The following is a 25,332-nucleotide window of genomic DNA, read 5'->3' as shown; positions in this document are numbered from 1 at the left end:
CTGTCCATGGATCCCGTACAGGTGCGGCTCGCCGCCGCGGTGCGGGCGGCGCTCAGCCGGACCGGCGAGACCCACGCCGAGCTGGCCGCGATCGGGGTGCCGGAACTGGGCCTGCCCGACCGGCTCGGCGGCTACGGCCTCGGCCTGGGCGCCGAGGTGGTGGTCGACCTGGAGCTGGGCCGGCAGCTGTGCCCGCTGCCCGCCCGGCGGGAGACCCGCCTCGCCCTCGACCTGCTGCCCGACGACCGCGGCGCGGCGGACCTGGCCGCCCGCGCCGCCAAGGGCGAGACCCAGCTGGTCACCGCCGGCGCGTACGGCACGCCCGCCCTGCGGCTCGACGAGCGGGACCGGCTGACCGGGGACAGCGGACCGCTGCCCGCCGACGAGGCCGCCCTCGCGGTGGTCCGCGCACTGCGGCCGGACGGCTCGGCGCAGTGGTGCACGGTGGTGCCCGACGGCCCGGGCGTGGAGTCGGTGGACCACCCCCTGCTCGGGCTGCCCGGCCGGATGCTCCGCTTCTCCGGGGCGCCCGCCACCCCGTTCACCGTGCCGGAGCAGGTGCTGCACACCGCCCTCGACGCGGGCCGGGTGCGCCAGGCCGCGGTACTGACCGGGCTCGCCGAGGCCGCGCTCGCGGCGGCCCGCGCGCACGTCAACCGGCGGCTGCAGTTCGGCACCCCGCTGGTGGACCGCCAGTCGGTGGCGCACCGGCTGGCCCGGCTGGTCGGGGAGGGCGACGGCTGGCGGCTGCTCGTCCACGAGGCCGCCTGGCGGCACGACCGGGGCGAGGACTGCCGGGCGGTCGCCGCCCTCGCGCTCGCCGCCGCGGCCGAACACGCCCTCGCCTGCTCACGGCTGGCCATCCAGCTGCACGGCGTGCGGGGCATGCTGGCTCATGCGACGGCCGCCACCGCCTACCGGCACGCCTCGGCGGAGGCGGCCCGGCTGGGCGCTCCCCGGCGGCTGTGGCGGGAGGCGGGCGCCCGGCTGGCAGCCGGGGGCCGGCCGGCCCCCGGTCTCGGCGAGTGACCCCCGAGGCCGCGGCCGTACGGTCCGCCCGGACCGGCGGCCCGGCCCGCTCAGCCGCCGGCCAGGTCCGTCCGCAGCCGCTCCAGCAGCACGTCAGGGGCGCTCAGGAAGGTGTAGTGGGTGCCGGGCAGCACCACCTTCGAGGCGTCCGCCCAGCCCTCCCAGCCGCCCATCAGCCGGTGCGGCACCTCGACGTCGGCGTCCCAGCCGATCACCGTGAGCGGGCAGGCGGCGCCGGGCGTCACCGGCTTGCGGTACGTGCGGTTGGCGTCCAGGTCGGCGCACATCACTTCGAGGAAGAGGTCGAGCATCTCGGCCGGCGGACTGTCCGAGCCGAGCGCGGCGAACAGCCCGCGCAGCTCGTCCCGCAGCCCCTCCTCGGTCAGCCCGAGGAACCGCCCGTACGGCCCGTCCTGCGGGGCCACCTGGGAGGAGACGAAACACCGCTCCGGCGCCCTGAGGCCTGCCTCCCGGATGCGCAGCACGGTCTCGAAGGCCGGCAGCGCGCCGCCGCAGTGGCCGAACACCGCGTACGGCCGGTCCAGGTACGCGGCGACCCCGTCCACCACGTCGGCGGCGAGCTGCTCGTAGGTGCCGTAGTGCGGCTCGCGCATCCGGTTCTCCCGGCCGGGCAGTTGCAGCGGGAGCACCTCCACCGGCCCGATCCACTGCGGCCAGCCGGCGTACATGGAGGCACCGCAGCCCGAGTACGGGAAGCACAGCAGCCGGTACTCCGCGTCGGGCGAGGGGGCCCGCAGGAACCACCGGGGAATCGCCATCACGCCCACCACCGTTCGGCCGGAAGTCGTCAGTAGCTGGATCGGCCGCCGATCGTAGCGAGCCGCCGCCGGCCTGTCACCGGTGCAACCACCGCTCCGCTCAGCGGGCTTGACGCACCATCAGCAGCACCGTCACGACAAGGGGGGTCCCATGCAGGAAGCGGGGTACGGCGTTCCGCTGGCGCCGATCCAGGAGCACTTCGTGAGCGCCGGTGCCGGCGGCACGGCCCAGGGCGAGTGCGTGGCCGTGCGGCTGCGGGGCGCACTCGACCCGGCGGTCCTGGGACAGGCCGTCCTCGCGCTGCTGCGCCGCCACGAGATCCTGCGCGCGAACACCGTCACGGCGGCGGACGGCGGGACCGCGCTGTGGGTGCGGCCCGTGCCCGGGCGGCCGCCGCTCGACGTGCTGGACCTGTCCGGCCGGCCCGCCGCCGAGCGCGAGGCGGCCCTCGGCCCCGCCCTGTCCGCCTTCGCGGCCCGGGAGATGGACCCGTCGTCCGACGCGCTGCTGCACTTCCTGCTCGTCCGTCTCGCCGCCGACGAGCAGGTGCTCGCCCTCGCGGTGCACCACCTCGTCGCCGACGCCACCGCCGTCCGGATCATGTGGGACGAGCTGAGCCGGGACTGCGCGGCGGCCCCGGGCGCCCCGGCCGTACCCGAGCCCGAGCTGCAGTACGGGGACTACGCGGCCTGGGAGCGGGAGCACCTGCTGCCCGCCGCCGAGCGGACCGACGGGCCCTACTGGCGGTCCGTGCTGGACGGCGCCCCCGCCGCTCTCGACCTGCGGACGGACCGGCCGCGGCCCCGGGTGAAGGGCACCGCGGGCCGACGCACCGGCTTCCGTTTCGCGCCGGGGGTGGCCGCCGCCCTGCGCGCCCACGCGACCGAGCGGCACACCACCGTCTACGCCGTGGGCCTCGCCGCCTTCGCCGCCCTGACCACCCGGTCCACCGGAGCCGAGGACCTGGTGCTCGGCGTGCTCGCCGCGAACCGGTCCACGGCGCAGACCGCGCATATGGTGGGGCAGTTCGCCAACACCGTGCCGCTGCGCCTCGACACCTCGGGCGACCCGGCGTTCGGCCGGCTGACCGAGCGCTGTGCCCGTGCGGTGGCCGGCGCGGTGGAGCACGGCCGGCTGCCCTTCAGCCGCATCCTCGAACTGGCCCGCCCCGACCGCGACGTCGGCCGCACCCCGCTGGTCCAGCATCTGTTCATCCCGCTCGTGGACGCCGTCGGGACGGGCGAGTTCGCGGGCCTGCCCGCGGTCCCCGTGGTGGTGGAGCGGACCCGGGGCCGCTTCGACACCATCGTCGAGCTGGAGGTGACCGACGGGCACGCCGGCCTGTGGGTCGAGTACGACACCGGTCTCTACACCGAGGCGGGCATCGCGGCCCTGGCCGCCGACTACGAGCGGCTGCTCACCGGCTGGCTCGCGGACCCCGGACTCCCGCTGTCACAGGTGGAGTTGGGCGCACCGCCGGCGGGTGCGGCCCCGGCCGCCGACCTCGCCGGGCTGCTGGAGCTGGCCCCCGGGGACACCGTGCGGGCCGACGCGGAGTTCGCGGAGGCCGACGCGCTGGCCGCCGCGGTCCGGCGGGCGGGCGCCGCGTTCGGCACGGGTACGGGTACGGGCACGGGCGGCGCCGGGGCCGACAGCGCGGTCGGCGCCGGTGCCACCGACGTCGCGGCCGTCGTGGCCGTCCATCTCCGTCCGGACGGCCGCCTTGACGCCCTGCCCGGGGCCCGGACCGTGCTGGTGGACGGCCCGCTCGACCCGCGGGAACCGGCCCGGCTGCGGTCGTCGGGGGCGAGGCGGGTCCTGCGGCTCGTCCGCCCGGCGGGCTCGGGGGCCCTGCTCGCCCTGGACCTGACCGGGCTGCCCGACGCCTGGCCCGCCGTCCTGCCCGTCGGCGCGGTCCCGCTCCCGCCGCCGGCCCCGCTCGCCGCCTGCGCCCCCGCCCCCCTGCTGCTCGACGTCGGCGGCCGGACGGAACCGACGGGGCTGACCGTACGGCGCGGCCCGGCCGGCGAACTGTGGCTGCTCGACGACCAGCGGCCGCGGAGCGCCCCCGGCGCCCCGCCGGAGCCCGGCCGGCCCGCCGATCCACTGGTCCCGCTGGTGGCCGAACTGTGGGCGGAGACGATGGAGCTGCCGGCGGTCGGTCCCGACGACGACTTCTTCGCCCTCGGCGGCCACTCGATGTTGGCCGCCCGGCTGGTGGAGAACCTCCGGGAGAGCCTCGGCGTCGAGCTGACCCTGCGCCTGCTCTTCGAGCACCCCACCCCCGCCCTGCTCGCCGAGGAACTGCGCCATCGCGCGCCCCGGCTGGTGGAGATGCTGCTCCTGCTCGGCACGGAGGAGCCCTCCGCCGGTGTCCCCGGCACCGGGGACGCGGAGCCGGGCGCCGGGCCGGCCGGGCATGACGTGGAGCGGACCGTCCCGCTGCTCTCCGCCCAGCGCCAGCTGTGGCTGGCGGAGCAGCTGAACCCGGGCCGGCTGACGCACACCATCCCGCTCCTGCTGCGTATCGACGGACCGCTGGACGCCGCCGCCCTGTGCGCGGCCGTCGGTGACGTGGTGGCCCGTCAGGACGGGCTGCGCGGGGTGTTCGTGGAGGTCGACGGGGAGCCCATGCAGCGGATACTGCCCTTTTGCGGCATGGACGTCCCGGTGACCGATCTGTCGGCGCTGCCCGCCGGGGAGCGGGAGGCCCGCGACCGGGCGCTGGAGGAGGAGACCGCGTACGGCGGCTTCGACCTGTCCACCGGTCCGCTGCTGCGCGCCCGGCTGGTGCGGCGGGGGGCGCGGGACCACGTGCTGCACCTGCTCTTCCACCACCTGGTCACCGACGAGGTGTCGATGACCGTCTTCATGCGCGAACTGTCCGCCCACTACCGGCGCCGGACCGGCCTGGGCGCCGCCGCCCTGCCCCCGCTGGAGCTGGACTTCGCCGGGCTCGCCGCCGCGGAGCGGGACCTGCTCGCCGGGCGCGAGGGGGACCGGCTGCGCCGCTACTGGCAGCGCGCGCTGGCCGGGGTGGCGCCGCTGCGGCTGCCGACCGACCACCCCCGCCCCGAACGGGCGGGCCACACCGGCGAGTTCCTCGCCCACCCGGCGCCGCGCGCGCTCGCCGACGCGGTGCTCGCGCTGGCCGCCGAGCGGCGCACCACCCCGTACACCGTGTTCCTCACGGCCGTCCTGGCGTATCTGCACCACCTCAGCGGCGGGCAGCGGGACCTGGTGGTCGGCGTGCCGACCGAGAACCGGGGCCGGCGGGGCGCGGAACACCTGGTGGGCTGCTTCCTCAATGTGCTGCCGGTCCGCGCGGACTGCTCCGGCGACCCCCGCTTCACCGACCTGCTGGAGCGGGTGGGCGCCACCCTGCTGCGCGCCTACGACCACCAGCGGCTGCCGTTCCCGGAGATCCTGGAGGCGGCCGGCGTCGAGCGGCCCGCCGACCGGCACCCGCTCTACCAGGTGACCTGCGAGCTCCAGCTGGACGGCTGGATGCCGCTCGACCTGCCCGGCTGCCAGGTGGGCTACGAGATGCTCTCGCACGGCACCGCCCGCTACGACCTCTCCTTCCACGGGATCATCCGGGCGGACGGCTTCCAGGTGATGCTGGAGCTGGACACCGGTCTGTGGAAGGCGGAGACCGGCCGCCGCCATCTGGAGCGGCTGACCGCGCTGCTGACCGCGGTGACCGCCGATCCCGCCCTCCGGCTGTCCGCACTGGCCGGCCGGGTCATTCCCTCGGACGAAAGGTAGGCCCCATGCCGGACGAACAGCCCCGCCCCCGGCTGCTGGCGCTGTGGAGCGCGCCCCGCTGCCGCTCCACCGCCTTCATGCGGATGATGGCGGAGCGCGGTGACTTCCTGGTGGTGCACGAGCCGTTCTCCCATGTGGCGGACTTCGGGTCGGCCGAGGTCGCCGGCCGTACCGTGCGCACCGAGGCCGAGCTGATCGAGACCCTGCTCGCGCTCTCCGCCGAACGCCCGGTGTTCTTCAAGGACACCACCGACTTCGCCTACCCCGGCCTGCTCGCCGACAAGGACTTCCTGGCCGCGACGGCGCACGCGGTGATCCTGCGCCACCCGAGCGAGGCGATCGCCTCGCACTACGCCCTCAATCCTCAACTGGGCCTGCACGAGGTCGGGTTCGCCCGGCTGGCGGAGATCTACGACGCCGTGGTGGCCGTGGGGGGCCGGCCGGTGGTGGTGGACTCGGACGACCTGCTGCGGGACGCGTCGGCCACGGTCCGGGAGTTCTGCCTGCGGGTGGGCATCCCCTACTCGCCGGAGGCGCTGAGCTGGCGGCCGGGGATGCTGGACGGCTGGAAGCGCACCGAGCGCTGGCACCGTTCGACGGCCGACACGAGCGGGTTCCGGTCCACCGGGTCGGAGTACTCGGCCACCGTGGAGAACACCCCGCTGCTGGCCGAGTACCTCGACTTCCATCTGCCGCACTACGAGCGGCTGCTGGCCCACCGGCTTCCGGTGGGCCGCTGATCAGCGCGGATCGGCGGCGGTCTCGCGCTCTGCCAGGAGCCGCAGGCCGCGCCGGTCCAGTTTGCCGCTGGGCAGTTGCGGGAGCGCGTCGACCACGTGGAACACCTCGGGCACCAGGTGCCCGGGCAGCCGGCCGCGCAGTTCCTCGCGCACCGCGTCCGCGTCGAACCCGGGGCGGGGCAGCACGAAGGCCACCAGAATGCGGTCGATGCCCTCGTCCCCGGCCACGGTGGCCCCGCAGGCGGCCACGTCGGGGTGGTCGCTGAGGGCCGCCTCGACCTCGGCCAGCTCCACCCGGAAGCCGCGGATCTTCACCTGGTCGTCGGCCCGGCCGAGGAAGTCGAGCGAGCCGTCGGACCGGCGGCGGGCGAGGTCGCCGGTGCGGTACATGCGCCCGCCGTCGCCGTCCGGGGAGGGCAGGAAGCGCTCGGCGGTCAGGTCGGGGCGCCGCCAGTAGCCGTAGGACACCTGGTCCCCGGCGACGTACAGCTCGCCGATCTCGCCGACGGCGCTCTCCCGGCCCGCCTCGTCCAGCACATGGACCCGGTTGCCCGGGATCGGCGTGCCGATCGGCGGCAGCGACAGCCAGCGCCCGGGGTCGGCCTCCAGCGGATGGCAGGTGACCGCGTGGGTCTCGACGGGGCCGTAGTGGTTGCTGATCCGGCACCCGGGCATGCGCAGCAGCAGCTCCCGCAGCGCCTTGGTGCACTGGAGCTGTTCGCCGCCGGGGATGATCTCGCGCAGCGCCGAGCGCTCGACGGGGACGTCGTCGGCGACCATCACCAGCGCCTGAAGGCCGACGTAGGGCAGGAAGATGCGCTCCACGCCGGTCGCGATCATCAGTTCCCAGGTGCGGACCGGGTTGCGGCGGGTGTCCTCGTCGACGCAGACCAGGGTGCCGCCGGTGGCGAGCGTGGAGAAGATCTCCTGGAGGGCGACGTCGAAGGAGATCGCGCCGTACTGCAGGGTCCGGGAGCCCGGCCCGACCCCGGAGGTACGGGCCTGCCAGCGGACCAGGTTGGCCAGGCCCGCGTGCGGCATCAGCACCGCCTTGGGGCCGCCGGTCGAGCCGGAGGTGTAGAGCAGGTAGCAGCCGTCCCCGGGGTGCGGCTCGGGCAGTTCGTCCTCGGCGGGCACCGGTTCCGCGGCCACCGCGTCGGCCAGGATGACGGCCTCGCGGCCCTCGGCGGTGAACGGTCCGACGGTGTGCCCGTGCCCGACGACGATGCGGGCGCCGCTGTCCCGCAGCATCATCATCAGCCGGGCCCGGGGGTAGGTGACGTCCAGCGGGAGCACGGTGGCCCCGGAGCGGAGGACGCCGACCAGGCCCACCAGGAGTCCGGCGGTGCGGTCGGCGGCCAGCGCCACCACGTCGCCGTTGCGCACGCCGAGGCCGCGCAGCCGCCGCGCGACCTGTCCGGCCTGCCGCCAGAACGTCGCGTGGTCCAGGCTCTCGGTGCCGTCCAGGATCGCCGGTACCGCACCGTGCGCGGCGGCCACCGCGCGGAGCGCGCCGACCACCGTCGCCGCGTCGGTCTGTCGTGTCACCGCTGCTCACCCTTCTCGGCCATGGCGTCGGAGAGAATGCGTTCGACCCGGGCGGCGACCGCCGTCAGGCCGGGGTTGCGCATGATGTCGTAGTGGTCGCCGTCGACCCGGTCGACGGTCAGCCGCGGCGCGAACTCGTGCCAGGTGTCGATCCGTTCGGGCGAACGCTCCGCCTTGATGAGGTGCACCGGGCCCGGCAGCGGGCCGTGCGGCCGGTAGGCGGCCAGGTTGAGGATGTGCGAGCGGTAGACCGCGTACTGCCGGGACATCTCCTCCAGGTCGAGCACCTCGGGCGCGTCCGAGCCGAGCCGCTCCAGCAGGTCGGCGAAGATCCGGCGGGGGGCGAGCCGGTCCGGGGCCTCGATGCGCAGGTCCAGGTCGAAGTCGGCGCGCACGCCCTCCAGATAGCCCTCCAGGATGCGGGTCTCGGCCCGCGGGTCCGCGATGTCCCCTTCGAAGAGAAAGGAGTCGATCATGATCAGCGGTGGCACCGGTGCGCCGCGCTCGGCGAGGAGCCGGGCCATCTCGAAGGCCACGACCCCGCCGAAGGACCAGCCCAGCAGGGCGAACGGGCCCTCGGCCAGTTCGCCGGAGAGCCGTTCCAGATAGCGCTCGGCGAGGGCGGTCAGGGACTCGCCGGGATGCCGGCCCTCGAACGCGTACACCGTGCGGTTGGTCAGGGCGGTGGCGAGCGGGCCGTAGCAGAAGACGCCGCCGCCCGCCGGGTGGACCGCGACCACCGGCAGCGGCGCGGACCCGGACTGCATCCGGACCAGGCTGCCGTCGGTGCTGTCGCCGCCCACCACGCTCGTCACCCGCGCGGCCAGGTCGGCGACGGTCCGGTAGCGGAACAGCACGCTCACCGGGAGGTCGACCCGGGTGGCCCGGCGGATCCGGGTCATCAGCTGGATGGCGAGCAGCGAATGGCCGCCGAGCAGGAAGAAGTTGTCGTGGACGCCGATCTGCTCGACGCCGAGCACGGAACGCCAGATGTCGGTCAGCACGCGTTCGGTGTCGTCGCGCGGGGCGACGTAGGCGGGGCGGTTCTCCTCCACCGGAGCGGTCGCGGCGAGCGCCGCGCGGTCGGCGGTGCCGGCGGGCGTCAGGGGCAGCGCGGCGTGGAAGACGTAGGCGTGCGGCACGAGGACGCCCGGCAGCAGGCGCTGGGCGTGGGCGCGGACCGAGTCGCGCAGGGCGCCGGGATCGGCCCATTCGCCGGTGCCGGCCCCGGCCTCGCCGTCGGCGGGCGTGAGATGGGCGGTCAGCAGGGGGGAGCCGTCGGGCGCGTGGCCGGCGACCACCCGGGCGTCGCCGATCGCCCGGTGCGCGGCGAGGGTCTCCTCGATCTCCCCGCGCGGGATGCGGACCTGGCGGACGTGGATCTGTTCGTCCTCCGGGCCGAGCACCTCCAGCAGGCCGTCCTCGCGGAACCGCCCCAGGCTGCCGCTGGGCCGCTCGTCGGCGCGGTCGGCGCCGCGCGCGACCCAGATCCGGCCGGGGGCGCCGACCGGGACGAGCCGTCCCGCCGCGTCCTTGATCCGCACCGCGAGCGCGCGGTCGACGACGCCGGCCAGGTCGTGGCCGGCGGGCGCGTCACCGGTGCAGCGCCGGACGGCGATGTCGCCCACTCCGGCGGCGCGGTGCACGGTCCACAGCTCGGTGTCGGGCAGCAGGCGCAGGCAGCGGCGTTCCAGAGCCAGGCCGAGCGGTTCGTCGCCGACCAGGATCCGGCGCGGCTTCGGGGAGAGGACGCCGCGCTCGACGGCGTGCAGCACCTCGTTGAGCACGGCCGGAGCAACCCGCAGGGTGTCGATGTCCTCGGTGGCGAGGGCGTGCAGCACCGCCTCGGGCAGGGGGCGTTCCGGATCGGGCACGAGCAGGTCGCCGCCCGCCTCCAGGACCCACAGCGCCTCGTCCGGCGCGATCTCCCCCGGGGCGGCGGCGATCAGCACCGGTGCCTCCGGGGGCAGGTCGAAGGCGTGCCGGCGGCGGTCCACCGCGTGCCGCAGCGCGGGTTCGGCGGCCGGGTCGGGCAGCGCCGGGAGCGGGTCGGGTCCGGTGCGGTCGCCGCCGCCGATACGCGCGGCGGAGCCGGCCGGGGCGGGCCGGGCGGGCAGGGCGGCCAGCGGCTCGGCGCCGCCGCCGATGCGGCCGAGTTCGGCCAGGTCCTCGGGGGTGAACAGGTCCAGGGAGGCGAGCGGGGTGTCGGGGGCGGCGACGGCGGCGGCCAGCAGCCGCTCCAGCAGCACGGCGAGCCGGTCGATCGCGGCGGCCGGGAACAGGTCGCGGTTGTACAGCCAGGTCCCGCCCATCTCCCGTTCGCCGACGAAGACGTTGAACTCCAGGTCGAAGCGGACGATGCCGGTGTCGAAGGGGACCAGATCGGCGTCGAGTCCGGGCAGCCGCACCCGGTCGTCGGAGGCGGTCTGGAAGTTGAACAGCACCTGGAAGATGGGGGTGACCGTGGGGTTGCGGTCGGGCTGCAGCTCGACCACCAGCTTCTCGAAGGGCATGTCCTGGTGGGCGACCGCGCCGACGGAGGTCTCCCGGGCCCGGGCCGCCGCCTCGCGCAGACCGGGCTCCCCCGTCAGATCGAGCCGCATCACGAGCGTGTTGACGAAGAACCCGATCATGTCCTGGAGGGCGCCGTGCGTCTGCCCCGCTGCGGGGACGCCCACCACGACGTCGCCCTGCCCGGTGAAGCGCTGGAGCAGTGCGGAGAAGCAGGCCAGCACCACGACGAAGGGCGTGGTCCTCTCCTGGGCGGCGAAGTCCAGCACGCGTTCGCGCAGTCCGGGCGCGAACCGGAACTCCCGTACTCCGCCGTTGGCGCGGTGGTGTACCGGACGGGCGGCGTCCAGCGGAAGCTGCAGCAGGCCCGGCGCACCCTCCAGGCGCTCGCGCCAGTAGGCGTTCAGCTCCTGGAGCCGCTCGCCGGAGAGCCTCGCCCGCTGCCAGCGCGCGAAGTCCAGGTACTGGCGCTCCACCGGGCGCAGCCCGGCCGGCTCGCCGGTGCGCTCCTGCCGGTAGAGGGCGTCGAGTTCGCGGAAGAGGGTCACGATCGACCAGCCGTCGCACACGATGTGGTGCACGGTCAGCGCGATCAGATGGTCCTGCTCGCCGACCCGGACCAGCAGCACGCGCAGCAGCGGCCCGGCGGCCAGGTCGAAGGGCTGGCGTACGAAGTCGCGGACCAGGGCGTCGGCCGCCGCGGCCGGGTCCGGCTCGGCGCCGACGTCCCGGACCGCGACCTGGGGCGCGGCGGGCGGGCGGACCCGCTGCACCGGGACGCCGTCGGCGCCGGCGAAGACGGTCCGCAGCACCTCGTGGCGGCGGACCACCTCCGCCAGGGCCCGGCCGAACGCCTCCGGGTCGGGCGCCGTGCGGGTCCGCAGCACGATCGGGACGTTGTACGCGCTGCTCCCGGGCACCAGGCGGTCCAGGATCCACAGCCGGCGCTGGGCGAAGGAGACCGGTCCGGTGCGGCTGCCCTCCTTCCCGCCCGATGCGGCGAGCAGCGCCGCGAGCCGTCCGCGCTTGTCCTCGATGTCGTCGTGGGTGTGCGGGTCCCGCATGGCAGCCGTTCCTTCCGGAGGTCGTCGGGGGGTGGTGCCTCGGACAGCTCTCAGACAGCGGCTCGGACCGGTGGCTCAGACGGCGACGCGGAGTTCCTCGGGCACGTCGTCGGCGAGCCGGTGCACGGAGCCGAGGACGATCCACACGGTGGCGGTCCAGGCCAGTGCGGTCGCGACGTAGAAGGCGGCGGAGGTGCTCGCCAGCGCGGAGATCGCGCTGCCGAGCAGCGGGCCGACCGCGTTGGCCCCCCACACGAACGGCAGCGCGACGCCGCCGACCCGGCCCATGGCCTGCGGCGGGGTCGACTTCTGGATCAGGGTCATGATGCCGACGTTGGCGATCGGCACGGTGAACGAGGACACGCACTGGGAGACGACCAGCACGGTGAAGGCGAGGGTCTTGCCGCCCTCGGCGGCGATCGGGAGCAGCAGGAAGGCGACGCCCAGCACGAGGTGGGTGCAGATCAGGGAACGGCCCATCCCGAGTGCGGCGGTGAGCCGCCGGGAGAGGACGGCCCCCGCCACCACGGCGACGCCGCCCGCGGCGAGCGCGAGGCCGACCTGGCCCGCGCTGAACCCGAGGTCGTCGTAGGCGAAGACGATGACCATGGCGAGCACCATGGACACCGCGGTGTTGCCGAAGGCCGCCATCAGGGTCAGGTTCCGCAGCAGCCGGTTGTCGAAGGTGAGCCGGACGCCGCCGCGCAGGTCCTCCAGGGTGGCGGCGAGACCGCGCCGGGCGGGTGCGGGTGCGGGTTCCTCGGCGCGGATGGCCAGCAGGGCGAGGCTGGAGAGCAGATAGGACAGGGCGTCCGCCGCCACGGCCTTGGCCGCGCCGATCGCCCCGACCAGGGCACCGCCGACGGACCGGCCGAAGACGATCGCCAGGGAGCGGCTCAGCTGGGTCTTGGCGTTGGCGTCCGCCAGGTCCTGCCGTTCCAGCAGCTGCGGCAGGTACGCCTGGTAGGCCAGCTGGTAGACGACGTCGAAGACGCCCTTGACCACGGCGGCCACGTAGAGGTGGGCCAGTGTCAGATGGTCGAGGACGGCCAGCAGCGGGAGGGAGCCGAGGGTGACGACCCGGCCGATGTTGGCGAGGTGCATCAGCGGCTTGCGGCGCAGCCGGTCGGTGTACACGCCCATCAGCGGGGCGAGCAGGACGAAGGGGATCCACTGGAGGGCGACGAGCAGGCCCACCCCGAGCGCCCCCTCGCCGAACACGAGGACCGCGAGCGAGGGAAGGGCGATGATGCTGATCTCACTGCCCAGCAGGCTCACCGTCTCGCCCGTCCATATCAGGGCGAAGTCGCGGTTGCGGAACAGCACCGATCTGGTCTTGCCATCCATGGGGGTCTTCCCAACCTCTCTAGAACTGTCGGACACGGACTCGGAGCTGCGGCGGGGACCGGTTTTGCAGCCGGTGGGCCGGTCGCGCCGGCCGTGTCCCCCCACGGCCGGACCGGCGTCGCGCCCGCTAGGACACCTGGACCGTCAGCCGCCCGAGACCGCCCGCCCGGGCGACCCGGCCGGCCGCGGCCTCCAGGTCCTCGCGGGCGGGAGCGGACGCGCCGGGGAACAGCGTCACGTTCAGCTGCCGGCCCGACACCTCCCATACGCCGGTGATCCGTCCGCCCGCGACCAGCAGGGGCGCGATCCAGCCGGCGGTCTTGCTGACCTTGGCGCGGTGCTCCTGGGGCAGGATCTCCTCGGCCTTGGTGCCGGGCCCCAGGATGTACTGGTCGAAGCCGCCGAGCAGGTGCACCGAGCGGGTGGGCTCGGTGGCGGCCAGTTCGTCGGCGTGCTCGGTGAGGACGTACGCGGGCCGGCCCTCGACCTCGACCGCGGTGAGCCGGTCGCCCAGTTCGGCCACGAAGGCGCGCAGCAGCGTCTTGCGGAGGCTGCCGCGGGAGAGCCAGTGGTCGAACAGCTCGGGCCCCGCGGGACCGTAGGCGCCGAGGTAGGCGGCGAACGCCCGGGGGCCGGCCTCGGCCGGGTCGGGCAGCCCCTTCCAGCCGGGGAGGTCGCGGGGGGCGATGAAGGTGATCTTGTTGCCCTGGCCGGAGCCGTGGCACAGCGCCCCCTGCCAGGCCAGCGGCTTCAGCAGGGCCCCCCATCCCGACCTCAGCTGCTTCTCCATGCCGGTGAACCGCCGGTCCCTGATCAGTTCGGCGGCCAGTTCCTCGCGGGTCAGCTCGGCTCCGTGGAGGATCTCGGAGACCTTCTCCACCAGGTCGGAGACCTGCTGGGGGGTGGCCCCGAACTCCCGGGTCCAGGCCGGCTTCTCCCAGGTCCGCGCGGAGGCGAGCAGGGAGAGGAAGTCGGCGCCCTCCCCGGGGGTGACCCAGTGGAGGGTGCCGCGCATCGCCCAGGTCTTCATCAGGGCGCCCTCGGCCAGGGCGGACGCGAGGCCGCCCTGGTCGGCGGTGGCGCGGCGCAGGGCGATCGCCAGCTCCGCCGAGGAGGTCACCTGGGCCTGCACCCCGCACAGCCGCCCGACCACCTCGACCGGATCCGGATCGGTGAGCGGTTCCAGATACTGCCGCCGCAGCCGCCACGCCAGCACCTGATTCCAGCTGACCTTCATACCCACTCCTCGCTGACCTTCGTACGCACTTCTCCGCGGGGGCCGGTCCGGCTCATTAACTCCCTTGTACGACACAGGAGTTCACCGGCATTCGCGGTCGACAGCCTAGCTGACGAGGACCGCCTTGAGGACGGAACCACGCGCCACCGCGTCGAGCGCCGCCGCGTGCTCGGCCAGCTCGAAGGTGGTGACCATGCCGGCCAGATCGAAGCGCCGCACCAGCGCGGGCAGGAGCCGGACGTACTCGGTCAGATGGGCCCCGCTGAAGGCCCAGGAGCCGACCACGTCGAGCTGCCGGTGCACGATCTGGTGCGGGTTGACGAGGGTGTCGCCGCTGTCCGTGTACTGGCCGACCACCAGATACGACCCGCCGCGCCGGCACAGCCGCAGCCCCTGGTCGATCGCCGCCGGCACCCCGGTGCACTCCACCACCAGGTCGGCGCCGCGTCCGCCGGTCAGCTCCAGCACCTGGGCCAGCGCCGCGGCGGGATCACCGCCGTCGACCACGTTGACGTGGTGGTCGGCGATGCCGGACTTGGCCGCGACCGCGAGCCTGCGGTCCGGGCCGCCGGCCAGGATCACCCGGCCCGCGCCGGCCAGCTGGGCCAGCGCCGCCGCGGCGAGGCCGACCGGCCCGCTGCCCTGGACGACGACGGTCTCGCCGAGCCGCACCGGCCGCCGCTCGTACATGGCGTGCACCATGGTCGGTCCGGCGCAGGCGAGGGACATCGCGGCGATCGGGTCGACGCCGGCGGGCAGCCGGACCACGGTGGTGCGGGGGTGGAGCACGATCCGGTCGGCCCAGGCCCCGGCCAGCGCGGGCTCCTGTGTGGTCGGCCGGTTGACGCCGTAGGTCCGCCGGTTCTCGCAGAGGGTCGGCTCGCGGTGGGTGCGGCACGGCACGCACTCCCCGCAGGCGATGGAGGACGCCCACATCACCAGGTCGCCGACGGCCAGCGGGTCGCCGTTCGCGTCCCGCTCGGTGCCCGCGCCGAGTTCCGTCACGGTGCCCAGGCCCTCGTGGCCGAGCACCAAGGGGGTGGGGATGGGCAGATGCCCCTGCTGGAGGTGGAGGTCGGTGCCGCAGATCCCGCCCCAGCGGCTGGCCACCACCAGCCCGCCGGGGGGAGCGGGGGGCACCTCGAACTCCCGCAGCGCCAGGGGTTCGCCGAAGCGTTCCAGCACCACCGCCCGGGCCGTCGTCCCGCTCTCCGCCCGCTCCTGCGTCACCTGTTCTCTCCTCCCGCTGTCACCAGGGGTTCGTCGCTGATCCGCAGCGGCCGGTTGTCGCGGCAGATCAGGTACTCGGGACGGGGCTCGCCCGTCGGCCGGGGTTCGTTGCCGACCGCGTTGTAGGTCGCGATCAGCAGCTTGCGCGGGAAGGGCGACATGTTCGGTGCGGAGCCGTGGACGATCTCCGGATCGAAGAAGACCACCGACCCGGCCGGACCCTTGGGGCTCTCCATGCCGTGCCGGTTCACCAGGTCGGCCATCTGCGCCGGGGTGAGGCTGATGTCGTCCGGGTCGACGTGCTGCACGGACCGCGTGGAGTGCCGGGTGCGGTCGCCCACCAGCCCGTCCCGGTGCGAGCCGGGCAGGAAGATGACGGGTCCGTTGAACTCGGTGACGTCGTCCAGGAACACCCCGACGTTCAGCAGCCGGGGCGCGGGCAGGTTGTCGGCGAGCTGCCAGGCCAGGAAGTCCTGGTGCCAGGCCCACTGTTCCCCGGTGAACGGCGGCTTGGCGTTCACCTTCAGCTGGAACAGGTAGACGTCCCGCCCCAGCAGGCGGTGCGCCGGTTCGAGCAGCCGGCTGTTGCGGACCAGGGCGGCGAACTCGGGCTGGCGCCGGTGCGAGCCGTAGACGGCGCGTACGGTGTCGCCCTTGTCCTCCAGGATGCGCTGCTCCCCCGGTACCCGGCTGTCGCGGAGGAAGGCCGCGCGCAGGGCGTCGACCTCCTCGGGTCCGAACAGCGACTCGACGAGCAGGAAGCCCCTCTCCCGGTATCCGCGGACCTCATCGTCGGTCAGTCTCATGCGTCCCCCTGGACATGACAGTCCCGCGAGGCGCCGCCCCGCCGGACAGGGAAGAGAAGTGCGGGACCCGCCGCTGCGGGCGGCGGGTCACGACCAGATGGCGAGCGGGCCGCGGCCCGTGACACCCAGGAAGAAGGAGAGACTGACCCTCCGCCCCTCGCCGTCGACCGGGCGTACCGAGTGGAAGTTGCGTGAGTCGAACAGGACGGCGTCCGCGGTCTCCGGGGCGACGAAGGCGGCGGGCAGATGGGCCACCGACTCCTCCACGTATCCGTAGCCGTCGCGGTAGCGCTCGTCGGTCGGGTCCCAGCGGTGCCGGTGCACGACGGTCTCGCCGCCGGAGGACGGCATCGACAGGTACCAGTTGAAGGTGAGGAAGCTGGCCGGCGGTTCGTCCAGGGCGCCGGGGAACTCGCGCAGCACCTCGTCGAAGTGGATCTTCGCCCCGTGGGTGATCTCCCGGATCATCCCGGCGAAGAGCGGGCGTCCGCCGGAGGTGGCGGGGACCAGCTCGTCCCCCCACGCGTCGCGCAGCCGCCGGACCGCCAGGTCCATCGGGTCGGTGCCGCGCAGCAGCGCGGAGCGGCTCGCCGCGGACTCCTCGCCGTGTTTCCAGTAGCGCTCGTCCAGTCCGTGCGCGCTGTAGAAGTCGTAGGCGGCCGGTCCCAGTTTGGCGATCCGCGGCGAGATCAGCGCCTCGTCGTACGCCCCGAGCGGGCAGGTCTCCAGCGCGGACATGACGTCCCGGCAGTCCTGGAGCGAGGAGAAGCCACGGATGCGGACCGCGCCCAGCACACCGGCGGCGAGCCGGAGAATGTGGTCCCTTGTGAGTACATCCGTTGTCTCCACGTCGAACAACGTGTAAATGGGCGAACCGTTCGTGCTGATATCTTCGCGTACGGGTTCCGCCACTGTGCCGTCCGTCATCGCACCCTCCCCAAGGACGACTGACAATTCACTTCCCAGGCACGAGCACCACGATTTGTAGTGGGCGCGCGCAAACGACGTCAAGACCACGGCGGGTGGTAATCCGGCAACCCGCTCCCGACCTCGCACCACTCTCACCTGGGCTGCAGAATTTTCCTCAGCCAGCCCTGCGGACGAAAAGTCTGCCGCCGCCACTCGTGCGGATAGCCGACCGATACCTCCTCGAATCGCACTCCGTCGTACACGGTGGTCCGCGGCAGATGCAGATGCCCGTACACCACCGCCTCGGCATGGAATTCGCGGTGCCAGTCGGCGGTCGCCTCTGTACCGCACCACTGGGCGAACTCGGGATGGCGCAGGACCCGGGTGGACTGGCGCACCAGGGGCCAGTGGTTGACCAGGACGGTGCGGGCCCCGCCCAGCTCGGCGAGGCGCGGCTTGGTCTCGGCGAGCCGGGCCGCGCACCAGTCGGCCCTGCTCGCGTACGGTTCCGGGTGGAGCAGGTACTCGTCGGAGCAGACCACTCCGGCGGCCCGGGCGGCGGCCATCCCCTCCTCCGGGGTGTGCGCGCCCCTGGGCAGGAAGGTGTAGTCGTACAGCAGGAAAAGCGGTGCGATCACCACCGGTTCCCGATCCCCTTCCCAAACCGGAAAGGAATCCTCCGGAGTGAGTACTCCGCGACTGCGGCACACCTCGACGAGCCGGTGGTATCGAACCTCCCCCCGCGATCGGTCGGGGTCGTCGCGTGTGGTCCACAGCTCATGATTTCCCGGCACCCATATCAGGGTGGAGAAATGCCGACCCAACTCGTCCAGGGTCCATTCCAGCTGGGCCACGGTCTCGCCGACGTCCCCCGCGATGATCAACCAGTCGTCCTCGCGCTCCGGCCGGAGCCGGCGGATCAACTCGGAATTCTCCTCGTACGACACATGAAGATCGCTAACAGCCCACACATTCCCGGAAGGCCTCACCCGGACCAACCTACCGTGGCATCTCCGAATCGGGCCAGTGTTCGGCTGAATTCCCCGGAAATCATGGGGGAAAGCCATGGCCGCCGGGCGGCGGTGCCGTACCGGCGAACGCCTCGCCCGCCATGCCCGCGGTCAGCGTGGTGCCGTCGTCCGGGTCGATGAGGAGGAAGGAACCGGTGCTCCGGGAGTCGGCGTACGCGTCGAGCGCCAGCGGTTCAGCGGTGCGCAGTTCGACCCGGCCGATGTCGTTGGCGACCAGTCGTCCGGGGCGGGGACGGGCGGAGAGGTCGTCGAGGGCGAGCCGCGAGGGGATGTCCCGGACGACGGCCGTGACGGTGCGGGTGGTGTGCTTGAGGAGCACCCGGGTCCCCGCGGTCAGGGGCCGGTCGGCGACATGGCACACCGTCGCGGTCACGTCCCGGGAGAGGGCCGGGGCGACCGCGGTCGGAGCGATCAGGTCGCCGCGGGAGACGTCGAGGTCGTCGGCGAGCCGGAGGGTGACGGACTGGGCGGTCCACGCGGTGTCCACGGGGCCGCGCAGCGCGTCGATGCCCGCGATCACCGAGGTGCGGCCCGAGGGCAGCACGGTGACGGGCTCGCCCACGCGCAGCACACCGGAGGCGAGCCGGCCGGCGTAGCCGCGGTAGTCGGGGTGGTCGGCGCTGCGGGGGCGGATGACGTACTGGACGGGGAAGCGGGCCGGGCAGACCGCCGGGTCGTCGCCGGCCGGGGCCGACTCCAGGTGCTCCAGCACGGTCGGGCCCGCGTACCAGCCCATGGCGGCGGAGCGGGCCGCGACGTTGTCGCCGTGGAGCGCCGAGACGGGGACGGCGGTGACCCGCGGGATGCCCAGCCGGGCCGCGTACGCGGTGAACTCGTCCGCGATCCGGGCGAAGACGTCCTCCGCGTGGTCCACCAGGTCCATCTTGTTCACGGCCAGCACCAGCTGCGGCACCCGCAGCAGGGCCGCGACGGCCGCGTGCCGGCGGGTCTGTTCCACCACCCCGTTGCGGGCGTCGACCACCAGCAGGGTCAGCTCGGCGGTGGACGCGCCGGTGACCATGTTCCGGGTGTACTGCACGTGCCCGGGTGTGTCGGCCAGGATGAACCGGCGCCGCGCGGTGGTGAAGTAGCGGTAGGCGACGTCGATGGTGATGCCCTGTTCGCGCTCGGCGCGCAGGCCGTCGGTCAGCAGCGCGAGGTCCGGGGCCTGCTGCCCGCGGCCGGCCGAGACCCGCGCGAGGGCCTCCCACTGGTCCTGCGGCACCGACTTCGCGTCGTGCAGCAGCCGGCCCACCAGGGTCGACTTGCCGTCGTCCACGGAACCGGCGGTGGCGAAGCGGAGCAGGGTCGTCCGGCCGGGCTGCCCGGTGCGGCCGGCCACGGCTAGAAGTACCCTTCGCGCTTGCGGTCTTCCATCGCGGCCTCCGAGAGCCGGTCGTCGGCGCGGGTGGCACCGCGTTCGGTGAGCCGGGAGACGGCGACCTCGGCGATCACCGCGTCGACGTCGGCGGCCTCCGAGTCGACGGCGCCGGTGCAGGACATGTCGCCCACGGTCCGGTACCGGACCAGTCGTTTCTCCACCGTCTCGCCCTCGCGCGGCCCGCCCCACTCCCCGGCCGCGAGCCACATGCCGTCGCGGCGGAACACCTCGCGCTCATGGGCGAAGTAGATCTCCGGCAGCTCGATGCCCTCCCGGGCGATGTACTCCCACACGTCCAGCTCGGTCCAGTTGGACAGCGGGAAGACCCGTACATGTTCGCCGGGGGCGTGCCGGCCGTTGTAGAGCTGCCACAGCTCCGGGCGCTGCCGGCGCGGGTCCCACTGGGAGAACTCGTCCCGCAGGGAGAACACCCGCTCCTTCGCCCGCGCCTTCTCCTCGTCGCGCCGGGCGCCGCCGAGCACCGCGTCGAAGCGGTGCAGCCGGATGGCCTCGGTCAGCGGGAGCGTCTGCAGGGGGTTGCGGGTGCCGTCCGGGCGTTCGCGGAGCGTGCCCGCGTCGATGTACTCCTGCACCGACACCACGTGCCAGCGCAGGCCGTGCCGCGCCATGGTCCGGTTCCGGAAGTCGATGACCTCGGGGAAGTTGTGCCCGGTGTCCACGTGCAACAGGGCGAAGGGCACCGGTGCCGGGGCGAACGCCAGGGAGGCCAGGTGCAGCATCACGATGGAGTCCTTGCCGCCGGAGAAGAGCATCACCGGCCTCTCGAACTCGCCCGCCACCTCGCGGAGGATGTGCACGGCCTCCGACTCCACGAGGTCGAGATGTGTGAGCACATGCGTGCTCCCTCCCCCGCTGTCCCCCATGCGACCTCCGTCACCGACGACATGCGGTATCAAGGTACCGGCGAATCCCGGCTTTTCAATAGGACTGCGATCGGATCGCCAAGTCCCGGGACGAACCGGAGAGTTGGGTACCGGATACGGCGCCGGCGAGCACCCGGTGCGGCCCGTGCGGCGATACCCGGATGCGGAGTGCCTGACTCCCCGTCGCCCCGCGGGGCAGGCCGCCCGACCCGCCCCTGGGGCACCTCGGCACACCCCGGGACCGCGCGCGTCCGGTGGCTTCCCTCCGCTCGGCGGCGGGCGGCCGGACCGACGGCCGGCCCTGCCGGGCGACGGCGGCCTCGGCTAGGTTCCGCTTCCCCGGCCGGCAGCCCGGGGCGCCGGCTGCTTCCGGGCGTGCAGCACGCTGCCGTCCAGCGGCAGCGGTGAGCGGTCCACGAGGGTGAGCCCCGCGTCGCCGAGCAGGTGGGCGTAGTGGGCGGCGGTGCGTTCCCGGCCGCCGACGTTGCACATCATGTGCAGGTCCCACGCGGTGGCCAGCGAGACCGAGCCGTCGGCGGGCAGCACGCGCTCTACGACGAGCAGGTCGGCGTGGTCGGGCATCGCGCGGGAGCAGTGGCGCAGGATCTCGCGGCAGCGCTCGTCGTCCCAGTCGTGCAGCACCCGGGAGAGGATGTAGACGTCGCCGCCCGGCGGTACGTCCGCGAAGTCGCCCGTCCGGTAGGCGCAGCGTTCGCCGCAGCCGGCCGCGCCGAGCGAGCGGCGGGCGGCCTCGATGACGTGCGGGCGCTCCAGCAGGATGCCGCGCAGGCGCGGGTGCGCCGTGAGGACGCGGCCGAGCAGTTCCCCGTTGCCGCCCGCCACGTCGACGACGGTCCCGGCCCCGGGCGCCCGGCCCGCGGCCGTGAGGACCGGGTGGGCGGGCAGCGGGGCGAACATGCGGGAGCCGGCCGCCATGGACCGGTCGAAGAGTTCGGCGAGTTCGGGGTGGCGGGCGAAGTGGTCGAAGTGGTTCTCGCCGAAGAGGCGGTCGAAGGCGACCTCGCCGGTGCGTACCGTGTCCCCGAGGCCGGCGAAGGACTCGTAGAACGGGCCGCCGTACATCAGTGCCAGCGGGCGCATCGACTCCGGTACGTCCTCGCGCAGCAGCGCGCCGGACGCGGTGAGCCGGTAGCCTCCGCGGTCCTCGGCCACCACGTCCAGCATCGTGAGGTACCGCAGCAGCGTCCCCAGGCTGCGGGGGTCAGCGCCGACGGTCCGGGCCAGGGCCCCGACCGCGGTCCCGGTGTCCGGGTCCATCGCGTCGGGGACCCGCAGCCGCGCGAACGCGGCCAGGGCCTGGGTGGTCCATGCCCCGGTCAGCAGGCGCAGGAGCGATTCAGCAGGCTGTCGCGCGCGCTGCTCCTCCAGGTGCGCGGCGAGCACGTCCTGGTGGTCGCCGCGCACGTACAGCTCCACCCGCCGGTACCCGGCCTTCGCGTCGGGCGGTGCGGTGAAGTAGAACACCGTGCCGTCCTCGTGCGGGTTGTAGCCACCGCCGTCGGGGAGCGCGCCATGGCGGGCGAAGACCGCGCACAGGCCGCGCAGCACCAGCGGATCCGGGCGCTCGACCTCGAAGGCGAGGTGCGACTCGTGCTGCCCGGCCCGCTCGTGCGCGGCGACCGGCGCCAGCCCGGAGCCCGGCGGCACGGTCAGCGCGAACACCTCGACCGTACGCCGTACGCCGTCCGGGCCCTCCACCGCCGGGCGCAGGATGCGTACGTCGAGTTCCGTCGCCGGCCGGCCGTGCCGCAGGGCCAGCCGCTCCCGTACGACGACGCTCGGCCGCGCGGAGGCGTCCGGGTCGAGCCCGCAGCCGGCCAGCGCGGCGCGCAGCGCCGGCGGGTCCGGCGGGAAGACGAGCAGCGCGGCGTGCGCGAAGCGGCAGCGGTCGGCCAGCGTGCGCAGTTCGGGGCCGTCAAGGCCGGGCAGCAGGAGCGGGAACAGGGTGGTGGTGTCCTGCTCCCTGACGAAGTCGGCCGCCTCGCGCAGGCGGGCCTCGTCGCCCGGCATCGTCGTCATCATCGGGCGGGCATCCTCATTTCGGTGTCCGGGTGCCGTGGTTCTCATACGCCGACGTAGTTCTCGGCGAACCAGTCCTGCTGGCTGCGCGAGGTGCGCAGCGACTCGATGCGGGAACGCCGCAACGCGTTGTGGAACGACGTCTCGCCCTCCGGTCCTGACGGGCCGTGCAGCAGCCGGATCATCCACTGCGAGAAGTCCTGTGCGCGCCAGATGTGCGGCAGGCAGCGCGCCGAGTAGCGGTCGAGCCCCTCGCCGTCGCCGTGCGCGAGGTCGTCGGCCAGCGCGCGGGCGAGGATCTCCGCCTCCAGCACCGCGAGGTTCGCGCCCTTGGCGGCGGAGGGGCTGATCACGCTCGCGGCGTCACCCGCGAGGAAGAGCGATCCGTGGCGCAGCGGTTCGAGCACATCGGAGTCCAGGTCGACGACGCCGCGCTGGACGATCCGGCCCCGGTGCAGCGGACCGTACGCGGCGGCGCGCATCCGCAGTTCGAGCTCCGCCCAGATCGCGTCCTGCGACCAGGACCCGGCCGGCCTGCCGCGCTCGCACTGGAGGTAGTAGCGCGTGATCCGGTCGGTGCGCGCCATGTGCCCGGCGAAGCCCCGGCCGTGCACGGCGTAGCCCACGGCGTCGAGGCTCGGCGGGGCCTCGACCAGCAGGCCGAGCCAGGACACCCCGTGGTCGCGGTGGTGGCGGCGGACCGCGCCGGGCGGGAGCGAGGCGCGCGCCGCGCCGCGCCGGCCGTCGCAGCCGGCGACGTACCGGGCCTGCCACCGTCCGGTCCGTCCGTCCGCCTCGCGCACGGTGACCGACGGCCGGCCGGTCCGCGCGCCGTGCACGGCCACCGCCTCGGCCCCGAACCGGATCCGGCCACCGGTGTCCACGTACCGCGTGAGCAGATCCGTGACCAACTCCTGCTGCGGATAGACGGTATGGGGCTCCCCGCGGCCGAGGCTGCCGTACTCCAGGGTGAAACGGCCGTCGTCGGTACGGAACTCGCAGGCGCCGTGCTCCCGTCCGCGCCGGCGCAGGCCCTCGGCCAGACCGTGCCGCTCCAGGACGCGCACGGTGTTCGGGGCGAGGAACCCGGCACGCGCCCGGGTCTGTACGTGCGCACGGTCGGCGCGCTCCAGGATGACGCAGTCGATCCCGCTCGCGTGGAGGAGATTTCCGAGCACGAGCCCTGCCGGCCCGGCACCGAGGACGACCACGTCAGCCGCGCCCTCGACGGGTGAGATGTGCTGACTTTCCGTCACAGCAGCGGATCCTAACCACAGAAAAACGGATGGACGGGCGGTGATCACTCGAATGCGTGCAAGATCAGCGAATCACCTGCCGGGGACTGTTGTTCGGCCCTGACTTCCACACCCCCCTGCCTCGCTCCGATCGCCCGTACCCGCCGGCCAGGCACACCCTTGACAATAGATACGATCGACCGCACGCTTTGTTAATGACATCGACTTCCTTGACCGAAGAGACCGATCCGTACTGCCTCGCCACCATCGACGCCGCGGCGATGATCTTCGATGCCCCCTGGCAGCGCTACGCCGTGATCGGGGACAGCCTCTCGGCGGGGACGGGGGACGAGACCCCCGGCTACGGGGAGCAGGGCTGGTCCGACCGGTTCGCGCACGTCCTGCGGCAGGTGAAGCCCGATCTGGCCTACCTGAACTCCGCGGTGGTCGGCGCCACGACGCCCGACACCCTCGGCAACCAGGTCGACGCGATGCGGGACTTCGCCCCGGACCTGCTCCATCTCCCCTGCGGCGCCAACGACCTGGTGCGCCGCTCGCCCGACTTCGGGGAGATCGAGCAGAACATGCGCAAGATGTACGACCTGGCGGCCGAGACGGGCGCCCAGCTCACCACGTTCACCCTGGGCCGCGCCTACGTGGTGCCCGTCTTTCCCGACTGGACCGAGCGCGTGGTCACCCTCAACGCCATCACGCGCGCCCTGGCGGCCGAGTACGGCGCCGTGGTCGTCGACATGTGGGATCACCCCGTCAACTCGCGGGAGAACCTGCTCAGTGCGGACCGCATCCACTTCTCCACGTCCGGCCAGGCCGTCATGGCGACCGAGATGGTCAAGGCGCTGGCCGCCGTCCTGGGCCGCCGCATGCCCTGACCACCGGTGCCGGAAGGCCGACGCGGCGTGGCGCGGGAGGCTTCAGCCCCCTTCGCCACGCCGCGTCCGCGGTCGGCACCCGGCTCGGCCGGCCGTCAGGCCAGGCGGGCCAGTTCCGCCCGCTCGCGCATGATGTCCGAGGAGATCCTCCGGCGCGCGACCCGGTGCGCCGTGCGCAGTTCCGGGCCGGGCTCGACGCTCAGCTCCTGGGACAGGATCCGCTCGGCGTTCTGATAGGCCCGGACCGCCTCCGTGTACCGGCCCATGCGGCGCAGCGCGATGAGCTGGCACACCCGGATGGACTCGTTCAGCGGGTCGTCGGCGATGAACCGCGGCGCGCTGAGGATGACCTTGTTGTCCTGACCGAGCGCGAGCCACGCGTCGAGCAGCGCGTCGCGCGCCGTCGACCGCCAGTGGTGCAGCTCATCGGCGGCGGAGGTGACCAGGGGGCCCTGCCGGGAGTCCAGCAGCGCGTCCGCCCGCCACAGCGAGAGCGCTTCCTCCAGGATCGTCGCGACGACGGACGGGGTGGCCGGTGCCAGGCCCAGCCCCTGCCGTGCCAGGTCGCTGAAGCGGTGCGCGTCGACGCACGCCCGGTCCACGTTCATCCGGTAGCCGGAATCGACCGTCTCGATCACATCGGCCGGAATGCCGTGCTTCTCCAGCCAGCGGCGCAGTCGGCGAATGTGGGCGTGCACCGCGTTGACCGAGTTCCGCGTCGTGCTCGCCAGTCCCAGTTCCTCGACGAGTTCGTCCCGTCGAATGACCTCACCCGCCCGCAGTGCGAGCACGGCGAGTATGTCCCGCAACTTCGCTCCGGACAAATCGATTTCCGAGTCGTTCACCTCGATACGTAAAGGTCCGAGCATTCCGATGTTCATGGCTGACAAGGCTTACTCCTC

General features: G+C 73.8%; 18 protein-coding genes. 4 read left to right on the top strand and 14 right to left on the bottom strand.

Annotated features, from left to right (window positions below; genetic code table 11):
- Positions 1-6: 6 nt before the first annotated feature.
- Positions 7-1,029 (top strand): acyl-CoA dehydrogenase family protein, encoded by a 1,023-nt coding sequence (locus ACF073_RS04835; RefSeq protein WP_392066924.1) that lies wholly within the window; start codon positions 7-9, stop codon positions 1,027-1,029.
- A gap of 50 nt (positions 1,030-1,079) precedes the next feature.
- Here ACF073_RS04835 and ACF073_RS04830 read toward each other — a convergent pair whose 3' ends face one another.
- Positions 1,080-1,808 carry a thioesterase II family protein gene (locus ACF073_RS04830; RefSeq protein WP_392066923.1) on the bottom strand — a complete coding sequence of 243 codons (729 nt, stop codon included), beginning with the start codon at positions 1,806-1,808 and terminating at the stop codon, positions 1,080-1,082.
- A gap of 151 nt (positions 1,809-1,959) precedes the next feature.
- On the opposite strand from ACF073_RS04830, the gene ACF073_RS04825 reads away from it, so the two are divergent.
- Together ACF073_RS04825 and ACF073_RS04820 are read left to right on the top strand one after the other, a co-directional pair.
- Positions 1,960-5,577, top strand: coding sequence for a condensation domain-containing protein (locus tag ACF073_RS04825; RefSeq protein ID WP_392066922.1), 3,618 nt, complete (start codon positions 1,960-1,962; stop codon positions 5,575-5,577).
- Between the two features lie 5 nt (positions 5,578-5,582).
- Positions 5,583-6,317: a sulfotransferase family protein gene (locus ACF073_RS04820; RefSeq protein ID WP_392066921.1), complete on the top strand. Its 735-nt coding sequence runs from the start codon at positions 5,583-5,585 to the stop codon at positions 6,315-6,317.
- Here the strand turns inward: ACF073_RS04820 and ACF073_RS04815 are convergent, their stop codons facing one another.
- The 12 genes from ACF073_RS04815 to ACF073_RS04760 form a co-directional block, all read right to left on the bottom strand.
- Positions 6,318-7,865 (bottom strand): amino acid adenylation domain-containing protein, encoded by a 1,548-nt coding sequence (locus ACF073_RS04815; protein WP_392066920.1) that lies wholly within the window; start codon positions 7,863-7,865, stop codon positions 6,318-6,320.
- Positions 7,862-11,440 carry a condensation domain-containing protein gene (locus ACF073_RS04810; RefSeq protein ID WP_392066919.1) on the bottom strand — a complete coding sequence of 1,193 codons (3,579 nt, stop codon included), beginning with the start codon at positions 11,438-11,440 and terminating at the stop codon, positions 7,862-7,864. The genes ACF073_RS04815 and ACF073_RS04810 overlap by 4 nt, the downstream gene beginning before the upstream one ends.
- 75 nt (positions 11,441-11,515) lie before the next feature.
- Positions 11,516-12,787, bottom strand: a complete 1,272-nt coding sequence (locus tag ACF073_RS04805) for an MFS transporter (protein WP_392066918.1) — start codon at positions 12,785-12,787, stop codon at positions 11,516-11,518.
- A 127-nt stretch (positions 12,788-12,914) separates the two neighbouring features.
- Positions 12,915-14,024 (bottom strand): winged helix DNA-binding domain-containing protein, encoded by a 1,110-nt coding sequence (locus ACF073_RS04800; protein ID WP_392066917.1) that lies wholly within the window; start codon positions 14,022-14,024, stop codon positions 12,915-12,917.
- 105 nt (positions 14,025-14,129) lie between these two features.
- Positions 14,130-15,254, bottom strand: a complete 1,125-nt coding sequence (locus ACF073_RS04795) for a zinc-binding dehydrogenase (protein WP_392066916.1) — start codon at positions 15,252-15,254, stop codon at positions 14,130-14,132.
- Positions 15,251-16,060: a phytanoyl-CoA dioxygenase family protein gene (locus ACF073_RS04790; protein ID WP_392066915.1), complete on the bottom strand. Its 810-nt coding sequence runs from the start codon at positions 16,058-16,060 to the stop codon at positions 15,251-15,253. The genes ACF073_RS04795 and ACF073_RS04790 overlap by 4 nt, the downstream gene beginning before the upstream one ends.
- 87 nt (positions 16,061-16,147) lie before the next feature.
- Positions 16,148-16,987: a putative 2OG-Fe(II) oxygenase gene (locus ACF073_RS04785; protein WP_392066914.1), complete on the bottom strand. Its 840-nt coding sequence runs from the start codon at positions 16,985-16,987 to the stop codon at positions 16,148-16,150.
- Positions 16,988-17,121: 134 nt separating this feature from the next.
- On the bottom strand, positions 17,122-18,036 hold the full coding sequence (locus tag ACF073_RS04780) for a metallophosphoesterase family protein (RefSeq protein WP_392066913.1): 915 nt from the start codon (positions 18,034-18,036) through the stop codon (positions 17,122-17,124).
- Positions 18,020-19,342, bottom strand: a complete 1,323-nt coding sequence (locus ACF073_RS04775; RefSeq protein WP_392066912.1) for a sulfate adenylyltransferase subunit 1 — start codon at positions 19,340-19,342, stop codon at positions 18,020-18,022. The genes ACF073_RS04780 and ACF073_RS04775 overlap by 17 nt, the downstream gene beginning before the upstream one ends.
- A gap of 2 nt (positions 19,343-19,344) precedes the next feature.
- Positions 19,345-20,265: a sulfate adenylyltransferase subunit CysD gene (cysD, locus tag ACF073_RS04770; RefSeq protein WP_392066911.1), complete on the bottom strand. Its 921-nt coding sequence runs from the start codon at positions 20,263-20,265 to the stop codon at positions 19,345-19,347.
- 324 nt (positions 20,266-20,589) lie between these two features.
- On the bottom strand, positions 20,590-22,308 hold the full coding sequence (locus ACF073_RS04765) for a methyltransferase (protein ID WP_392066910.1): 1,719 nt from the start codon (positions 22,306-22,308) through the stop codon (positions 20,590-20,592).
- A 41-nt stretch (positions 22,309-22,349) separates the two neighbouring features.
- On the bottom strand, positions 22,350-23,516 hold the full coding sequence (locus ACF073_RS04760) for a 4-hydroxybenzoate 3-monooxygenase (RefSeq protein ID WP_392067694.1): 1,167 nt from the start codon (positions 23,514-23,516) through the stop codon (positions 22,350-22,352).
- A gap of 239 nt (positions 23,517-23,755) precedes the next feature.
- Between ACF073_RS04760 and ACF073_RS04755 the strand changes: the two genes are divergently transcribed.
- Entirely contained in the window at positions 23,756-24,430 is a 675-nt protein-coding gene (locus ACF073_RS04755; RefSeq protein ID WP_392066909.1) for an SGNH/GDSL hydrolase family protein, read from the top strand.
- A gap of 95 nt (positions 24,431-24,525) precedes the next feature.
- Here the strand turns inward: ACF073_RS04755 and ACF073_RS04750 are convergent, their stop codons facing one another.
- Positions 24,526-25,311, bottom strand: a complete 786-nt coding sequence (locus tag ACF073_RS04750; RefSeq protein WP_392066908.1) for a BTAD domain-containing putative transcriptional regulator — start codon at positions 25,309-25,311, stop codon at positions 24,526-24,528.
- Positions 25,312-25,332 lie beyond the last annotated feature (21 nt).

Source organism: Streptomyces sp. NPDC015171, from assembly GCF_043079545.1.
In the GTDB taxonomy this organism is placed as follows: domain Bacteria; phylum Actinomycetota; class Actinomycetes; order Streptomycetales; family Streptomycetaceae; genus Streptomyces.
Note: the sequence above shows the minus strand (reverse complement) of the source record. Positions and strands in the feature narration are given on the sequence as shown.

Bases quoted from the DNA above. Each gene is read 5' to 3' on its own strand.
- ACF073_RS04830 (WP_392066923.1), bottom strand. From the start codon at position 1,808: ATGGCGATTCCCCGGTGGTTCCTGCGGGCCCCCTCGCCCGACGCGGAG.
- ACF073_RS04825 (WP_392066922.1), top strand. From the start codon at position 1,960: ATGCAGGAAGCGGGGTACGGCGTTCCGCTGGCGCCGATCCAGGAGCAC.
- ACF073_RS04755 (WP_392066909.1), top strand. From the start codon at position 23,756: ATGACATCGACTTCCTTGACCGAAGAGACCGATCCGTACTGCCTCGCC.
- ACF073_RS04800 (WP_392066917.1), bottom strand. From the start codon at position 14,024: ATGAAGGTCAGCTGGAATCAGGTGCTGGCGTGGCGGCTGCGGCGGCAG.
- ACF073_RS04810 (WP_392066919.1), bottom strand. From the start codon at position 11,440: ATGCGGGACCCGCACACCCACGACGACATCGAGGACAAGCGCGGACGG.
- ACF073_RS04820 (WP_392066921.1), top strand. From the start codon at position 5,583: ATGCCGGACGAACAGCCCCGCCCCCGGCTGCTGGCGCTGTGGAGCGCG.
- ACF073_RS04835 (WP_392066924.1), top strand. From the start codon at position 7: ATGGATCCCGTACAGGTGCGGCTCGCCGCCGCGGTGCGGGCGGCGCTC.
- ACF073_RS04765 (WP_392066910.1), bottom strand. From the start codon at position 22,308: ATGATGACGACGATGCCGGGCGACGAGGCCCGCCTGCGCGAGGCGGCC.
- ACF073_RS04785 (WP_392066914.1), bottom strand. From the start codon at position 16,987: ATGACGGACGGCACAGTGGCGGAACCCGTACGCGAAGATATCAGCACG.
- ACF073_RS04750 (WP_392066908.1), bottom strand. From the start codon at position 25,311: ATGAACATCGGAATGCTCGGACCTTTACGTATCGAGGTGAACGACTCG.
- ACF073_RS04790 (WP_392066915.1), bottom strand. From the start codon at position 16,060: ATGAGACTGACCGACGATGAGGTCCGCGGATACCGGGAGAGGGGCTTC.
- ACF073_RS04805 (WP_392066918.1), bottom strand. From the start codon at position 12,787: ATGGATGGCAAGACCAGATCGGTGCTGTTCCGCAACCGCGACTTCGCC.
- ACF073_RS04780 (WP_392066913.1), bottom strand. From the start codon at position 18,036: ATGGCTTTCCCCCATGATTTCCGGGGAATTCAGCCGAACACTGGCCCG.
- cysD (WP_392066911.1), bottom strand. From the start codon at position 20,265: ATGGGGGACAGCGGGGGAGGGAGCACGCATGTGCTCACACATCTCGAC.